The organism is Mesorhizobium loti (assembly GCA_014189435.1).
Lineage (GTDB): Bacteria > Pseudomonadota > Alphaproteobacteria > Rhizobiales > Rhizobiaceae > Mesorhizobium > Mesorhizobium loti_G.
In genome coordinates this window covers 3,054,661-3,069,503 of record CP050293.1, presented here as the reverse complement: position 1 = coordinate 3,069,503, position 14,843 = coordinate 3,054,661, and the positions used below count along the sequence as shown (strand labels likewise).

Here is a 14,843-nt window from a genome sequence, read left to right as displayed (position 1 = left end):
GCTGAGATAGCGAGCGGCGCCGCTTCGTGCAACGGGCATGAACACCGCTCTTGATCACAATAGTGAACACGATGTTCGCTTCTTCACGTCTTGTGTGAACGATGCCGATGGACGATCTGTGGTCAGGAAAAGAAACAGCCGTGTGCGGAAACCCTGACTTTGGAACTGACACGACGTACACTGATTGGCGGCGCGGGGCTTCTTGCCTTGGGAGCTTCACCGCAGGCCGGTCGAACGGAGCCTTTGATGAGCGAATTGCCTTTTGCCGCCACCACCCCGGTCAGCGTTGCCCGCGTCGGGTTGAAGGCGCGCGACGCCGAAAGTCTTGCCGCATATTATCGCAGCGTCGTCGGTCTGCAGGAACTGAGCCGTGCCGATGGTGCGATCACGCTGGGCGCCGCCAACCGTCCGCTGCTGGTCATCGAGGCCGATCCTTCGGCCAAGCCGGATGATCCGCGCAGCGCCGGCCTGTTCCATACAGCCTTCCTGCTACCCAGCCGCGCCGATCTCGGCCGCTGGATCAACCACGCCATATCAGACAAGATCGCCATCGAGGGCGCTTCCGACCATCTGGTCAGCGAAGCGCTGTACCTGACCGATCCCGAAGGCAACGGCATCGAGATCTACGCCGATCGCCTTCCCAAGGACTGGAAGTGGAATGGCGACAAGATTGCCATGGCGACAGAGCGGCTGAACATCCCGTCCGTCGTTGCCGAAGTGCCTGCGGGTGACGCCGGCTGGCAGGGCGCGCCGGAAAACAGCATTGTCGGCCACGTCCACCTGCGCGTCGGCAGGCCGGAAGACGCCGAAGCCTGGTGGAACCAGGAATTCGGCTTCGACACGGTGGCCAAATATGGCGGCCAGGCAGTGTTCCTGTCGTCAGGCGGCTATCACCACCACATCGGCGCCAACGCCTGGCAGAGTTCGGGCGCCGGCCGCCGCGATTCCGCCCGGTCGGGCCTTGCCTGGGTCGAAATGCGTTCGGACAATGTGGCTGATGAAACGACCCGCGAGGATCCCTGGGGCACGGTGATCAGGACTGTTCCGGGCAAGGCTTGATTGCCGGTTCGGACAGAGCGTCTTTCTCCCCGTCACTATACGGGGAGAAATGCCCGGCAGGGCAATGAGGGGCAGCGCCAAAGTCGTGAAATTGTCAAAGCGTGAATGGGTGTGATCGTCGCCGAAGTCGGCGCTGCCCCTCATCCGCCTGCCGGCACCTTCTCCCCGTATAGTGACAGGGAGAAGGAAAGCTCGCCTCAGGCTTCCCCGAACACCCGCTTGAAGATCGTGTCGACGTGCTTGGTGTGATAGCCAAGGTCGAATTTCTCGCGGATATCGGCTTCGGGCAGGGCCGCGGTCACTTCCTTGTCGGCCAGTAATTCCTCAAGAAAGTCAGCGCCTTGCTCCCACACTCTCATGGCATTGCGTTGCACCAGCCGGTAGGAGTCCTCGCGCGACAGGCCGGCTTGCGTCAGCGCCAGCATGACGCGCTGCGAATGGACGAGGCCGCGGAACTTGTTCATGTTCTTCAGCATGTTCTCGGGATAGACGAGCAGCTTGTCGATGACGCCGGTCAGCCGTGACAGCGCGAAATCGAGCGTCACCGTGGCGTCCGGCCCGATCATGCGCTCGACCGAGGAGTGCGAGATGTCGCGCTCGTGCCACAGCGCAACGTTCTCCATCGCCGGCAGCGCCATGGAGCGCACCATGCGGGCAAGGCCGGTGAGGTTTTCGGTCAGCACCGGGTTGCGCTTGTGCGGCATGGCCGACGAGCCTTTCTGGCCCGGCGAAAAATACTCTTCCGCTTCCAGCACTTCGGTGCGCTGCAAATGCCGGATCTCGATGGACAGCCGTTCGACCGACGAGGCGATGACGCCCAGCGTGGCAAAGAACATCGCGTGGCGGTCGCGCGGGATCACTTGCGTCGACACCGTCTCCGGCTTCAGGCCGAGCTTTGCCGCGACGTGTTCCTCGACATAGGGGTCGATGTTGGCGAAGGTGCCGACCGCCCCGGAGATCGCACAGGTGGCGATATCCTCCCGCGCGTGCACCAACCGCTCGCGGCAGCGCGAGAACTCGGCATAGGCCTGCGCCAGCTTGACGCCGAAGGTCGTCGGCTCGGCATGGATGCCGTGGCTGCGGCCAATGGTGACGGTGTCCTTGTGCTCGAAGGCACGGCGCTTGAGCGCGGCGAGCAGGCCGTCGATATCGGCGAGCAGGATGTCGCTGGCGCGGGTAAGCTGCACGGCAAAGCAGGTGTCGAGAACATCGGACGAGGTCATGCCCTGGTGGATGAAGCGGGCGTCCGGCCCGACGAATTCGGCAAGATGGGTCAGGAAGGCGATGACGTCATGCTTGGTGACGCGCTCGATCTCGTCGATCGCCTCGACATCGAATTTTGCCGCACTGCCCTTTTCCCAGATGGTTTTGGCCGCTTGCCTGGGGATGACCCCGAGCTCGGCCAGCGCATCGCACGCATAGGCTTCGATCTCGAACCAGATGCGGAACCGGGTTTCGGGCGACCAGATGGCGACCATTTCCGGCCGGGAATAGCGAGGGATCATCGGTCAGTCCTGACGTATCGATAAGTTTGCCCGCGTCCTAACAGAGGCGCGCAAAATGCTCAACGCTGCTGGCGCGCAAACCAGACGCCCGCGGCAAACAACGCGACGAAACCCAGTGGAAAATAGAGCCGGATGCCCAGCACGACAAACTGGTAGAGCGCAATCAACGTCGTGAAGATGAACTGCAAGACCCAGGTGTGGGTGAAAGCGGGTGCATGCCACTCGGCATAATAAGAACGGTACTGCAAGGCAAACAGCCCGCCGGTCAGTCCGACCGTCGCTGCAGCGAGGCACACGAACGCTGCCGCGAAGGCGACTTCCCAGCGCCTGCCCTGCGAGACCAGCCCCGCCGCAAACAGGCCGATCGGAAAGGCCAGCGCAGCTCCCGCCGCGAACAGCAAGGTGACGATGCGGATTTTCGCCGGCGTCTCCCAGTCGTCCAAAAACAGGGTAACGAGCGCGCTGGCGCCCATCGTCACCGCCCACAGCAAGGCGCCGAAAAGCGCGGTGCGCGGCGTCGGCATCGCGTGGCGAAGGCGGTTCAGGGCACGATTGCGCCTGGCGGGTTGAACAAACGGTGTCACAGGCGGCCAGTCACCGCGATCCAGCGAAAGTCCGGCCCTTCGAAGCCGTATTGGCGCACCGCGATCAGCACCGCATAGGCGCTGAGACTGTCCATCGAAAAGGTCTGCACGGCGCCGATGCGATAGCCGTTCGGGCAACCCCGGCTTTTCGGTATCGCCTTGTCCTCGTGCAGCAGCTTGGTGGTGCCGCCATCCTGCGCCTCGATGCGCAGCAACCGAAAGCCATTGATCTCGCCCTGGCTCTCGCAGCCATCGGTGTTGTTCATGCCGAGCTCATCGAGGCGGAACTCGAGCGGTGGGTCTACCGGCGAAAAGATCGGGCGCGGGTTGACCGCCATCCGGTGCGGATCGGCCGAAAGTTCGGTCACCGGGTTGAAACCGGCGGTGATGCCGCGGTTGGCGCTCAACTCGGCCTGGCTGACAATGGCTTCGCCTTTTTGCCGGGCCTGAAGGCGCGCCGCGTCCAGTTTGGCATTCTCGTCCTCGAGCCGCACTCGGATCGGCGTTCCCTCGAGGAAGCTGTCGGTGCTGGTGTCGATGTAGTAGCGGTTGGCATAGGGAAAGCCCGATCCATCCTGCACGCCATATTCCTCGAAGGCGAAGACGCCGCCGTCCTTGGTGAAGCCGAGGATTTCAAGTTCGGCGACATCGCCGGCACGCGCGGCGATCGAGGTCGCAAACTGTGCAAGCAGGCCAACGGCAAACAGAAAGAGCATTCGCATCGGTCTTCATCCCGTGATCGTCTCAATCCCCTAGCACGACAGAATCAAAACGTCGTGCAGTGCGAAAGCGGATGCATCCAATCGGCCCGTCATTTGTTAATGTCGGCAGTCCCGATGGAGAACCACCATGACCGACACCAGCAAAATTCGCGAGCATATGGAAGTCGTCGGCGCCGATGGCGTGCATGTCGGCACCGTCGACAAGGTCGATGGCCAGCGCATCAAGCTGACCAGGGCCGATAGCGGCGAGGGCGCTCACAAGGGCCATCATCACTACATTTCCCTGGCTCTGGTTGCCGAGGTCGATGGCAAGAAGGTGTGGCTGTCCGCGAATTCCGATGTCGCGGTGACGTTCGAGGAAGAAAAGTCCGACCCGGTCTGATCAACGCCTCCGCTTCATCCCAAGCGTGACGACCAGACCGGAAACAAATCGTTCTCGGCAGGCGTTGCCGCATAGACGCCGCGACTGATGGCGCGCGCCATCGTGGCGCCGGCCGCGGCGTAGAGGTCGATTGCGGCATCGGCGGAGAGTTCGATGCCGCTTGTGCCCGTCGCCAGCGCGAACACAAGGTCGCCGTCGGCCGGCGTGTGCGTCGGCCAGATGGCGCGCACGAACCCGTCATGCGCTGATATCGCCAACCGTTTTGCAGCGGCCTTGGTGAGAACAGCATCGGTGGCAATGACGGCGATGGTCGTGTTGCCGCCGGTCTCCATTTGTCTGCCGACGTGTTTGTCGCGATATTTCAAAAGAATCTGCTTCGCGTCGTCCGGCATCGGCGAGGGATAGCCAAGCCCGCCGAATTCGTTGCCGATTTCGAACGGTGCTGCCCAGAAATGGCGGGTTCGGCCTGTTGTCACCGAGCCGGTCGGATTGACGGCGGCCAGCGCACCGATGGTGATGCCACTGTCCAGCAGCGTCGAGGCGGAGCCGAGGCCGCCCTTCAGCCCCGAAGTGAGCGCGCCGGTGCCGGCACCGATCGTGCCGAGTGGGAAATCGGCGGTGGCGGTTTGCGCCGCCTCATAGCCAAGCTCGCGGTAAGGCGGATAGCGGCCCCAATCCTTGTCGCCGCCATTGCGCAGGTCGAACAGGATCGCCGACGGCACGATCGGCACGCGAAAGCCACCGACCTCCAGGCCGATGCCGCGTTCGCGCAGTGCCGCCTGTACGCCGGAGGCCGCGTCGAGGCCGAACGCCGAACCACCCGAAAGCACTACGGCGTGCACCACCTCGACCGAATTGTGCGGCTCGAGCAGATCGGTTTCGCGGGTACCCGGCGCACCGCCCAGGATCTGAACGCCAGCCACCGTCGGCCCATCGCAAAGGATCGTCGTGACGCCGGATTTCAGCCTCGCGTCGGACGCATTACCGACGCGCAGGCCGGCAACGTCGGTGATCAGGTTGCGTGGGCCGGTGCGAGACATCAGTTGCTTTCCAAAGGCGCAAAGCGCGTGCCGTCGAAGCGGAAGACGCGGTAGGGGCTCTGGCTGAGATCGCCTTTCGCGTCGAAGCGGATCGGCCCGATCGCAGTGGTGAAATCCTGTCCGGTCAGGACCTCAGTCAGCGGCTTGCCCGAGCTTTCGGACAAGCCTGACGCCGCTTTGGCGATTTCAACCGCCGCAAAGGCAGGCAGCGTATAGCCGTCAGGCACGACTTTCTGCGTGGCAAAGGCCGCCAACACTTTTGGATCGGCGACATCGGCCCATTCCGGCGGTGCGATCATCAGTGTGCCCACGGCATAAGGCACGTTGCCCGGCGGTGTGCGCAGATTCTCGCCGCCGGCAAAGACGATGCCCGCCTGGAGCTGTGCGGCATCGCGGCCCATGATGGCTATGTCGTCGCCGTCGCCGCCGGCAAAGACATGCGTGGCGCCGGCCTTCTTCAGCCGACCGATCATGCCGATCTGATTGTCGAGCTGTGGCCGGAACGTGTCTGTGAATACCGGTTTCAGCGCCGCCTGCTCGGCCGCAGCCCGCAACGTCTCGGCGATCTCACGGCCATAGATGGTGCCGTCGTCGATGATGGCGAACAGCTCGTTTTGCCACAGATGGGTGAGGGCAGAGGCGACGGTGTTGCGCTCATCGTCGCCGCGTGGCCCGAGGCGATAGACCGGCCAGCCGGTCTTGGCGCGGCGGTCGGTCAGGCTTTCGGTTCGCACGCCAACGGTGATGACTGGAATGCCGGCGTCCTTGAGGATAGGCATCGCCGCCTCGATCGCCTCGGTGCAGAGGAAGCCGACCACGATATTGACCTTGGCGGCTGCGAATTCCCTGGCCGCAGCAGCGCCACCGTCGGCGGTGCAGGCGTCATCCATGGTCTTGAGTTCGATGCCGTTCGCTTCGGCCGCCAGGCCGGTGCCGGCCTCGATCTGCTTGCCGAGAATGGCCGATGGTCCAGACAGGGGCGCGGCGACGCCGACCAGCAGCGTCTGGGCGCTGGCGGCGCTGGCCATGCACAGCCAGAACAGCGCCGCTATTGTTCTTGTCCTGGGTCGCATTCGAGCGATGAAGTCCTCCGTGCCGGTTCTAAGCTCCTGGCACTATTGCCGCCAAGACCTAAAGGCTGCCCGGCCTTGGTGCAACACGCGAATTTCGGGATGTGGCTCAGGCACTTCGCTTGTGGCGGGCTATGTCTGGCCATATATGTCGGTAGGATTCTGACCATGGAAAATTTCCGGTGCTGAAGAAGAATGACATTGGGCCGCAGGCCTATCGCGACGCGATGAGCCACTTTGCCGGCCACGTCCATGTGGTCACCACCGACGGGCCGGCCGGCAAACGTGGTGCGACGGTGATCGCGGCCTGTTCGGTATCGGACACCCCGCCGACCATTCTGGTCTGTCTCAACCGCGAAAATGCCAAGAACGAGCCGTTCGTGAAAAACGGCAGGTTTGCCTTGAACACACTGGCTTCGCACCAGGAGCCCCTGTCGGTCGGCTTTTCCGGCGTCACCGGCCTGCCGGTCGAGGAGCGCTTCGCGCTCGGCGAATGGGACGTGATCTCCACCGGCGCGCCAACGCTGAAGGGCGCGCTCGCCGTGTTCGATTGCGAATTGATCGACACCAAGGACCTGGCCACCCATCGTGTGCTTTTTGGCAAGGTGACAGGCCTGCGGATGGGCGATAATTTGCGGCCGCTGATCTACCACGCCCGCGGCTACCACGTTCTGGAGAGCGGAGCGGCGGCGTTCACGGAGAAAGAATGACCGAGCTGAAACCGCGCGCCGCGCCGCGGACGATCGACGAGACACTCGATCTCCTGACCGGTGCGGATTATGTGGCGGACCGGTCGCTGGCGACCGTGCTGTTCCTGTCGTTGCGTATGAAGCGGCCGCTTTTCCTTGAGGGCGAGGCCGGCGTCGGCAAGACCGAAATCGCCAAGGTGCTGGCGCAGGCGCTCGGCCGGCGGCTGATCCGCTTGCAATGCTATGAAGGCCTCGACGTCTCGTCCGCCGTCTATGAGTGGAACTACGCCGCGCAGATGATCGAGATCCGCATGGAGGAGGCGGCCGGCAAGGTCGAGCGCGCCGCCATGGAGCGCAACGTTTTCTCCGAAAAATACCTGATCCGCCGCCCGGTGCTCGATGCGCTGACCGGCAAGACGGGCGCTGCCCCGGTCTTCCTGATCGACGAGCTCGATCGCACCGACGAGGCGTTCGAGGCTTTCCTGCTCGAAATCCTGTCCGACTTCCAGGTGACGGTGCCTGAACTCGGCACCATCAAGGCGGAAGAACCGCCGATCGTCATCATCACCACCAACCGCACCCGCGAGATTCATGACGCGCTGAAACGGCGCTGTCTCTATCACTGGGTCGACTATCCCAATGCCGAGCGCGAGCTGGAGATCGTGCGCCGCAAGGTGCCACAGGCCAATCAAAGGCTTTCGGCCGAAGTGGTGTCGTTCATCCAGAAGCTGCGCCAGATCGAATTGTTCAAGGTGCCTGGCGTCGCTGAAACCATCGACTGGGCCGGCGCGCTGACCGAGCTCGACAAGGTCGCGCTCGATCCGGAAACCGTATCCGACACGATCGGCGTGCTGTTGAAATACCAGGACGACATTGCCCGCATCGAACAGGGCGAAGGCCGGCGCATCCTCAACGAGGTGAAGGCCGAGCTCTCGGCGGCGGAGTAGGCGATGCCGCGCCCCGAGCCGAAAGAGGCCATGCCGCACGGACGGATCGCCGACAACATCGTCTATTTCGCCCGCACCTTGCGCAAGGCAGGCATGCGGGTCGGGCCGGCCTCGGTCAAGGATGCCATCGAGGCGGTGCTGGTCGCCGGCATCGGTTCGCGCGACGATTTCTACTGGACGCTGCACGCCGTGCTGGTGTCCCGGCATGAGGATCACGCCATTTTCGACGAAGCGTTCCGGCTGTACTGGAAGTCGCGCGAACTGATCGAAAAGATGCTGGCGATGTTTTCGCCGGTGGCGCCGGATGTCAGAGAAAAGCAGAAGCCCCGTCCTGCCGAGAACCGCGTCAGCCAGGCGATGTTCGAGGGCCACCAGAAGAACCAGCCGGCCCAGGAAATCCCCGAGATCGAGGTCGACGCCCGCTTCACCTTCTCCGGCAACGAGGTGCTGCGGGCCAAGGATTTTGCCCAGATGAACGCCGCCGAAATGGCCGATGCCAAGAAGGCGATCGCGCAGCTGCGGCTGCCTTTCGACATGGTGCGGACGCGGCGCTTCAAGGCCGATGCGCATGGCCGCCGCATCGATCCGCGCGCCATGATGCGTTCGGCCGCGCGCACCGGCGGCGAACTGATCCTGCCGAAATTCCGCTCGGCCCGCGAGGTCCATCCGCCGCTGGTTGTGCTGGCCGACATTTCCGGCTCGATGAGCCAGTACACGCGCATTTTCCTGCATTTCCTGCATGCGCTGACGGAGAAACGCCGGCGCGTGCACACGTTCGTTTTTGGCACAAGGCTGACCAACCTGACCCGGCAGATGCGCCATCGCGACCCCGATGCAGCGCTTGCCGACTGTTCGGCGGCGGTCAAGGATTGGTCGGGCGGCACGCGCATCGGCGACACGCTTGCCGAGTTCAACCTGATATGGTCGCGGCGTGTGCTGGGGCAGGGCGCGGTCGTGCTTCTGATCACCGACGGGCTGGAGCGCGACGATGTCGCCGGCCTGTCGGAGGAAATGGAGCGCCTGCACAAATCCTGCCGGCGGCTGATCTGGCTGAACCCGCTGCTGCGCTTTGACGGTTTTCAGGCGCGCGCCCGTGGTGTCAAGGCGATGCTGCCGCATGTCGACGAATTCCGCTCGGTACACAATCTCGATGCGCTTGCCGATCTCTGCGCGTCGCTGGACAAGAAGTCGGCACAATCCGTCGATCCGCGCAAATGGCTGGACGCTGGCGCGAGGCACGCCGCATAACCATATCTTTCCCATCCGGAAAACGATCCCCGAGAAAAACAGACTTCTGGAGAAACGGTCATGGAAAACAGCATTTATCTGGATGAGGCCCGCGATCCGCTGATCATCGCGGAAGGCTGGATGAAGGACGGCAAGGACGTGGCCATCGCGACAGTGGTCGAGACCTGGGGTTCGGCGCCCCGACCCGTGGGCAGCCATCTGGTGATCGACGCCGACGGCAATTTCCACGGCTCCGTCTCGGGCGGTTGCGTCGAAGGCGCTGTGGTGACGGAAGCCATCGACGTCATCGACAGCGGCAAGGCCAGGATGCTGGAGTTCGGTGTCGCCGACGAAACCGCCTGGCAGGTCGGCCTGTCCTGTGGCGGCCGCATCAAGGTGTATGTCGAAAGGCTCGGCTGATCTCGAATGGACCCCTATGCACTGAAAACACTGAACGCCGAACGACGCGCCCGCCGCGCGGCGGTCCTTGTCACCGACCTCGGTGATGGCCGCGACCGGATCGTGCGCGAGGGCGACCAGGTCGCCGGCGATCTCGGCGCCGCGATCGCCAGGGCGTTCCGCACTGGCAATTCCGGTTCGGTCGAGGCCGAAGGGCGGACCTTCTTTCTCAATGCGCATCTGCCGCAGCCGCGTTTGGTCGTGATTGGCGCTGTCCACATCAGCCAGGCGCTGGCGCCGATGGCGAAAATCGCCGGCTACCCCGTGGAAATCATCGACCCTCGCACAGCTTTCGCCACGCCGGATCGCTTTCCCGACGTGGCGCTTCATGCCGAATGGCCGGAGGATGTGCTGAAGCGTCAGCCGCTCGACAGTTACACCGCGCTTGCCGCTGTCACCCATGACCCGAAGGTCGATGATTTCGCCCTGAAGGCGGCGCTCGACGCCAACTGCTTCTATGTCGGCGCGCTCGGCAGCCGCAAGACGCACGCCAAGCGCGTTGAGCGACTGTTGGCGCTGGGGGCGAGCCCCGACCAGATCGCCCGTATCCATGCGCCGATCGGGCTCGACATTGGTGCTGCCAGCCCGGCCGAGATCGCCGTTGCGGTGTTGGCGCAGGCGATCCACGCCTTCCGCTCGCGCGGGCTGGACGCAAAAGGCGCGGCGGCGTGAAATTCGGCCCGATCCCGATTGAGACGGCGGAAGGCGCGGTGCTGGCGCACTCTACCACAGCGGGCGAGCGCCGCTTTCGCAAGGCGCACAGGCTGAGCGCCGAGGATGTGGCGCTGCTGCGGACCGCCGGCGTTTCGCAGGTTGTTGCGGCTGTGTTGGCCGCCGACGACCTCGGCGAGGATGCCGCCGCGCAGGAAATAGCCGAGAGCATGGCCTTTCGCGGCATCGAGGCCAGGCCGGCCGCGACCGGGCGGGTCAACCTCCATGCCAAAGCGTCGGGCATCTTCACGGTCGATGCCGCAGTCATCGACGCCATCAATGCCATCGATCCCGCCATCACCATCGCCACCCTGGCGCAGCATGCGCCGGTCGAGAAAGGCCAGATGGTCGCGACCGTGAAGATCATCCCCTTCGCGGTCAGTTCGGCACTGGTCGACGCCGCGACGAAAATCTGCGCCGGTGGCGAGATCTTTGCCGTCAACGCCTATCGGCCGGTGCGTGTCGGCGTTATCCAGACAGTTCTGCCGGGCATCAAGCCAAGTGTGCTGGACAAGACGCTGCGCGTCACCGAAGCGCGGCTGGCGCGCACCGGCGGCAGGCTGACGGCGGAGCGCCGCACGCCGCATGAGATCGCGCCGGTGGCGGAAGCCGCGGTCTCCCTGGCGCGCGACAACGACATGGTGGTGATCTTCGGCGCCTCGGCAATGAGCGATTTCGCCGATGTCGTTCCAGCCGCGATCGAGAAGGCGGGTGGTACCGTCGTCCGCGCGGGCATGCCGGTCGATCCCGGCAATCTGCTGGTGCTGGGTACACTCAACGGCAAGCGCGTCATCGGTGCGCCGGGTTGCGCCCGCAGCCCGAAGGAAAACGGCTTCGACTGGGTGCTGGACAGGTTGATCGCCGGCCTTGACGTGACCGCCAGGGATATTGCCGGCATGGGGGTCGGTGGGCTGCTGATGGAAATCCCGACGCGGCCGCAGCCGCGCGAGCCGCTGCCGGCCAAAAGCCAGCTCAAGGTCGGCATCGTGCTTCTGGCGGCCGGCCGGTCGAGCCGCATGGGCGGGCCAAACAAGCTTTTGGCGCTCTTCGACGGCCAGCCGCTGGTGCGCCGCACCGCCGAACGGGCGCTCGGCTCGAAGGCTTCCAGCACGATTGTCGTCACCGGCCACCAGCGCGAGCGGGTGCGCGCGGCGCTGGCGGGCCTCGACGTGACCTTCGCCGACAATCCCGATTTTACCGAAGGCCTGTCCACCTCGCTGAAAGCCGGCATTGCCTATCTGCCCGAGGATTCCGCCGGTGTGATGATCGTTCTCGGCGACATGCCTGATATCACGTCCGACGATCTCGACGGGCTGATCGATGCTTTCCGCAAGGCCGGCGGCAATTCGGTGGTCCGCGCCTCGCATGACGGCAAGCGCGGCAACCCTGTTCTGTTGCCGCGCTCGCTGTTCCCGGCGATTGCCCATCTCGAAGGCGACACCGGCGCACGCCATCTGGTCGAGACCGAAGGGCTCGACGTCATCGATGCCGAAATCGGCGCGGCGGCATCTGTCGATGTCGACACACGCGAAGCGCTGGAAGGCGCCGGCGGCGTGCTGCAGGATTGACAAACCCAAGCCGAATTACGCATGCCTTGGGCATGTCTATTCGCCGCCAAATTTTCTGTGCCTTTGCAGTCGCGACCGCGTTGCTGTCTTCGGCTGCGCAAAGTCAGACGCTGTCCTTAAAACCCTTCAAGGACGATCTCTTCGCCTATCCGGCCACTTTGTCGTCCGACACCAATGGTGCCTACACGGTCATCGATTACCGCGAGATGCGCGACATCAATCAGCGTGACCAGGTGCCGGAGCGCCGGGTGAACGCCCAATACACCGACACCAGCGTTCGCAAGGTGCAGCAGGATTTGTTGCTGAAGACCGATGCCGGCGATGTCAGGCATGTTGCCGTCGGCAAGACCGAGGGCGCCGGCATCATCGTGCTTTACCTGCACGGGCAGGGCGGCAGCCGCAAGCAAGGCGTCGACGACTTCACCTTCGGCGGCAATTTCAACCGGCTCAAGAACCTGATGGCCGGCAATGGCGGCCTTTATCTCAGCCCGGATTTTACCGATTTCGGCGACAGGGGAGCGGCGCAGGTTGCGGCGCTGATCGGTCACTATGCCGAAAAATCGCCAGGCGCGAAGATCTTCGTCGCCTGCGGCTCGATGGGCGGTGCGCTGTGCTGGAAGCTTGCCGCCCGCAATGATACCGGCCGGCGCATCAATGGGCTGCTGCTGCTTGGCTCGCTATGGGACGAGAGTTTCCTCGCCAGCCCCGCCTTCAGGCGTCATGTCCCGGTCTTCTTCGGTCAGGGCAGCCATGACGTGGTTTTCCCGGTGGAAAAGCAGGAAGCCTTCTTCCGTTCGATCATCGCCAAATCGAAAGCCTACCCGTATCCGACCCATTTCGTCCGCTTCGAGACGGGCACCCATGGCACCCCAATCCGCATGACCGACTGGCGCGGCACGCTCAACTGGATGCTGTCGAAGGCGCCTTGACCGACACCGCGGGTAAGCCCGTCCAGACTCAGGGCGCGGTGTTGTAGTCGACAACGGTCTGCGGATTTTCCTCGCCGTCATAGGACGCATCGACGTCGTACTGGACCAGCGAGAAATTGCCATTGCGAAACAGATACGTCCCGGCGTCGGACGCATCGCCGACGCCGCGCCACTTGTTGAACGTGGTGATCGTGTGGGCATTCTCGTCATAGTCGGAATTGACCGCCCAGCCGGACGTCTGGAACCCGACGATGGTCATGCCCAGCAATTTGCCGTCGCTGTCATTGTTCTCGTAGCGGATGTCCATCTTGGGTTCGGCGAACTGCAATTGCTGCACGCCCGAGACCTCGTCGGTCATGTAGTAGACCGAGCTTTCATTGTAGGCCGCGGCCGAGCAGGAAAAATGGAACAGCCGTGTCTCCTTGTCGGGATCGCCGGGCTGCGCATCCTTGTCCTTGTATTTGATCGAAAAAACGGTCGGCTCATCGGCGAGAAACTGCTTGTCGCACTGATCGCCATAGGTCGCCAGAAAGGCTTTCTTGGCCTGCTCCAGTGCGGTGTCTTTCTTCGGCGGCGGCGGACCGTCGCCGCAGCTTGGCGGCAGCGCCTCCTCGAAATCGGCGGTGGAGGGTTTCAGCGCGCCTTTTTCGATGTGGATAGGATCGAAGGGCGGCGCCGCCTGGATCTGGGCATTCACCTGGCGCAGCGTATAGCAGCCGGCAAAGACCTTTTCGCCGCCGGTCTTGTCGGTGGCGCGGATGGCGACGGGGACGTTGTAGAAAATGCTCCCGGCGGCACCTTCATCCGAAATGGCCCCGGTCGCGACCTCGACCTTGTCGGTGCCGTCATAGCCTTTGACGAAACTGTCGAAATCCTTTGCCGGCTTAGTATCGCCGAAATACCCCCAGGCGCGGGCGAATTCGTGGCGGTTGATGGCGCTGTAGAGCGAACGGACGACGGCATCGGCGCTCGACCGGTCGTCGACATAGGGCGCTTCGGGTGCATCTTCGGCGGCCAATGCCGTCTGGCCGATCGGGGCAAGGGAGAGAAAGGCAGTCGCTGCGAAAAGGGCGCGTCTCATCGGGAATCTCCGCTCGATAGGGAGATTCTACTATGGCGATTGCGGCAACGTGGTGACGCGGCGTCGGCGGTCTTGAAAAATCCCGCGCGAAGGCGCTACGTCGCGTCCGCCGGCGTTCGGCCGGGCAGGAGATTTGACGTGACGATATCCATGTATGAGGCATCCGTGCCTGTGTTTTCGGCCAGGCTGAAAGCCCTTTCCAATGTGCTGGCGAGCGCCGAACAGAATGCGCTTGACCGCAAGATCGACCCGCAGGTGTTTTTGACGTCACGACTGGCGCCCGACATGTACGCTCTGACCCGGCAGGTGCAGATCGCCACCGATCACGCCAAGGGCGCGCCGTCACGGCTCGCCGGGCGCGACGTGCCGAGATACGAGGACAACGAGGCGAGTTTTGCTGATGTCCAGGCTCGCATCACGAAGACGCTCGACCTTCTCGCGACATTTTCGGCTGCCGAATTCGACGGCTCCGACGACAAGATCATCGAGTTGAAGCTTGGTGGGCGCGAAAGCTCGATGCCCGGCATGCAGTATCTGCTGCACGTGGCCATGCCCAACTTCTATTTCCACCTCACCACGGCTTACGACATCCTTCGCCACAATGGCGTGCCGTTGGGCAAGGCGACGTTCCTGGGAGCGCGCTAGGGAATTGAGGTTTTGGAGATGTCCCGGACTGAGCCGGGACATCTCGCGACTCGATACTTCTAGCGAACGGACATTTCGCGGGCGATGCGGGGGAAGTCGGCCGGCTTGATACCGATGTCGGCGCGGTCGGCATTGCTCATCGAATGAAGCAGTGCGAGCGCCGAGCGGTATCTCAGATGCTCCTGCGGCCGCGGCCGGGCGAACATTTCAGTGAAGAAACCCATG

At 63.5% G+C, this 14,843-nt stretch carries 17 protein-coding genes; 10 read left to right on the top strand and 7 right to left on the bottom strand.

The features are described from left to right. Positions 1-246 precede the first annotated feature (246 nt). Entirely contained in the window at positions 247-1,059 is an 813-nt protein-coding gene (locus HB777_15065; GenBank protein QND65079.1) for a VOC family protein, read from the top strand. A 197-nt stretch (positions 1,060-1,256) separates the two neighbouring features. Here HB777_15065 and HB777_15060 read toward each other — a convergent pair whose 3' ends face one another. Genes HB777_15060 through HB777_15050 form a run of 3 tightly spaced genes read right to left on the bottom strand, consistent with a single transcriptional unit; the run spans position 1,257 to position 3,870 of the window. Next, on the bottom strand, positions 1,257-2,564 hold the full coding sequence (locus tag HB777_15060) for an adenylosuccinate lyase (GenBank protein ID QND65078.1): 1,308 nt from the start codon (positions 2,562-2,564) through the stop codon (positions 1,257-1,259). 59 nt (positions 2,565-2,623) lie between these two features. Then, entirely contained in the window at positions 2,624-3,088 is a 465-nt protein-coding gene (locus tag HB777_15055) for a hypothetical protein (GenBank protein ID QND65077.1), read from the bottom strand. 56 nt (positions 3,089-3,144) lie between these two features. Continuing rightward, on the bottom strand, positions 3,145-3,870 hold the full coding sequence (locus HB777_15050) for a DUF2259 domain-containing protein (protein ID QND65076.1): 726 nt from the start codon (positions 3,868-3,870) through the stop codon (positions 3,145-3,147). 127 nt (positions 3,871-3,997) lie between these two features. On the opposite strand from HB777_15050, the gene HB777_15045 reads away from it, so the two are divergent. Continuing rightward, positions 3,998-4,252, top strand: coding sequence for a DUF2171 domain-containing protein (locus HB777_15045; protein ID QND65075.1), 255 nt, complete (start codon positions 3,998-4,000; stop codon positions 4,250-4,252). Between the two features lie 14 nt (positions 4,253-4,266). On the opposite strand, the gene HB777_15040 is transcribed toward HB777_15045, so the two are convergent. After that, positions 4,267-5,292: a P1 family peptidase gene (locus HB777_15040; GenBank protein QND65074.1), complete on the bottom strand. Its 1,026-nt coding sequence runs from the start codon at positions 5,290-5,292 to the stop codon at positions 4,267-4,269. Then, a complete protein-coding gene (locus HB777_15035; GenBank protein QND65073.1) occupies positions 5,292-6,365 on the bottom strand; it encodes an ABC transporter substrate-binding protein in 1,074 nt (357 codons plus the stop codon). The genes HB777_15040 and HB777_15035 overlap by 1 nt, the downstream gene beginning before the upstream one ends. A gap of 179 nt (positions 6,366-6,544) precedes the next feature. Between HB777_15035 and HB777_15030 the strand changes: the two genes are divergently transcribed. Genes HB777_15030 through HB777_15000 form a run of 7 tightly spaced genes read left to right on the top strand, consistent with a single transcriptional unit; the run spans position 6,545 to position 12,892 of the window. Further along, positions 6,545-7,072 (top strand): flavin reductase, encoded by a 528-nt coding sequence (locus HB777_15030; protein ID QND65072.1) that lies wholly within the window; start codon positions 6,545-6,547, stop codon positions 7,070-7,072. Next, positions 7,069-7,998: a MoxR family ATPase gene (locus HB777_15025; GenBank protein ID QND65071.1), complete on the top strand. Its 930-nt coding sequence runs from the start codon at positions 7,069-7,071 to the stop codon at positions 7,996-7,998. Before HB777_15030 ends, HB777_15025 begins: the two co-directional genes overlap by 4 nt. Before the next feature lie 3 nt (positions 7,999-8,001). Further along, positions 8,002-9,246 carry a VWA domain-containing protein gene (locus HB777_15020; protein QND65070.1) on the top strand — a complete coding sequence of 415 codons (1,245 nt, stop codon included), beginning with the start codon at positions 8,002-8,004 and terminating at the stop codon, positions 9,244-9,246. A 60-nt stretch (positions 9,247-9,306) separates the two neighbouring features. Further along, positions 9,307-9,645: an XdhC family protein gene (locus HB777_15015; GenBank protein QND65069.1), complete on the top strand. Its 339-nt coding sequence runs from the start codon at positions 9,307-9,309 to the stop codon at positions 9,643-9,645. Positions 9,646-9,651: 6 nt separating this feature from the next. Beyond that, the gene (locus tag HB777_15010; protein QND65068.1) at positions 9,652-10,356 is read left to right on the top strand and encodes an XdhC family protein; all 705 of its coding nucleotides are present in this window, start codon (positions 9,652-9,654) and stop codon (positions 10,354-10,356) included. After that, entirely contained in the window at positions 10,353-11,963 is a 1,611-nt protein-coding gene (locus HB777_15005; GenBank protein QND65067.1) for an NTP transferase domain-containing protein, read from the top strand. Before HB777_15010 ends, HB777_15005 begins: the two co-directional genes overlap by 4 nt. Positions 11,964-11,995: 32 nt before the next feature. Next, the gene (locus HB777_15000) at positions 11,996-12,892 is read left to right on the top strand and encodes an alpha/beta hydrolase (protein ID QND65066.1); all 897 of its coding nucleotides are present in this window, start codon (positions 11,996-11,998) and stop codon (positions 12,890-12,892) included. Positions 12,893-12,920: 28 nt separating this feature from the next. On the opposite strand, the gene HB777_14995 is transcribed toward HB777_15000, so the two are convergent. Next, positions 12,921-13,973 carry a DUF1176 domain-containing protein gene (locus tag HB777_14995; protein ID QND65065.1) on the bottom strand — a complete coding sequence of 351 codons (1,053 nt, stop codon included), beginning with the start codon at positions 13,971-13,973 and terminating at the stop codon, positions 12,921-12,923. 138 nt (positions 13,974-14,111) lie between these two features. Here HB777_14995 and HB777_14990 point away from each other — a divergent pair, with 138 nt between their 5' ends. Then, a complete protein-coding gene (locus HB777_14990; protein QND65064.1) occupies positions 14,112-14,618 on the top strand; it encodes a DUF1993 family protein in 507 nt (168 codons plus the stop codon). 59 nt (positions 14,619-14,677) lie between these two features. Here HB777_14990 and HB777_14985 read toward each other — a convergent pair whose 3' ends face one another. Continuing rightward, complete coding sequence (locus HB777_14985; GenBank protein ID QND65063.1) at positions 14,678-14,842, bottom strand: hypothetical protein; 165 nt, start codon at positions 14,840-14,842, stop codon at positions 14,678-14,680. Position 14,843 lies beyond the last annotated feature (1 nt).

Excerpts from the sequence above, each read along its gene's own strand:
- HB777_14985 (QND65063.1), bottom strand. The coding sequence starts at position 14,842 with ATGGGTTTCTTCACTGAAATGTTCGCCCGGCCGCGGCCGCAGGAGCAT.
- HB777_14995 (QND65065.1), bottom strand. The coding sequence starts at position 13,973 with ATGAGACGCGCCCTTTTCGCAGCGACTGCCTTTCTCTCCCTTGCCCCG.
- HB777_15040 (QND65074.1), bottom strand. The coding sequence starts at position 5,292 with ATGTCTCGCACCGGCCCACGCAACCTGATCACCGACGTTGCCGGCCTG.
- HB777_15065 (QND65079.1), top strand. The coding sequence starts at position 247 with ATGAGCGAATTGCCTTTTGCCGCCACCACCCCGGTCAGCGTTGCCCGC.
- HB777_15035 (QND65073.1), bottom strand. The coding sequence starts at position 6,365 with ATGCGACCCAGGACAAGAACAATAGCGGCGCTGTTCTGGCTGTGCATG.
- HB777_15000 (QND65066.1), top strand. The coding sequence starts at position 11,996 with ATGTCTATTCGCCGCCAAATTTTCTGTGCCTTTGCAGTCGCGACCGCG.
- HB777_15015 (QND65069.1), top strand. The coding sequence starts at position 9,307 with ATGGAAAACAGCATTTATCTGGATGAGGCCCGCGATCCGCTGATCATC.
- HB777_15020 (QND65070.1), top strand. The coding sequence starts at position 8,002 with ATGCCGCGCCCCGAGCCGAAAGAGGCCATGCCGCACGGACGGATCGCC.
- HB777_15050 (QND65076.1), bottom strand. The coding sequence starts at position 3,870 with ATGCGAATGCTCTTTCTGTTTGCCGTTGGCCTGCTTGCACAGTTTGCG.
- HB777_15060 (QND65078.1), bottom strand. The coding sequence starts at position 2,564 with ATGATCCCTCGCTATTCCCGGCCGGAAATGGTCGCCATCTGGTCGCCC.
- HB777_15025 (QND65071.1), top strand. The coding sequence starts at position 7,069 with ATGACCGAGCTGAAACCGCGCGCCGCGCCGCGGACGATCGACGAGACA.
- HB777_15045 (QND65075.1), top strand. The coding sequence starts at position 3,998 with ATGACCGACACCAGCAAAATTCGCGAGCATATGGAAGTCGTCGGCGCC.
- HB777_15010 (QND65068.1), top strand. The coding sequence starts at position 9,652 with ATGGACCCCTATGCACTGAAAACACTGAACGCCGAACGACGCGCCCGC.
- HB777_15055 (QND65077.1), bottom strand. The coding sequence starts at position 3,088 with ATGCCGACGCCGCGCACCGCGCTTTTCGGCGCCTTGCTGTGGGCGGTG.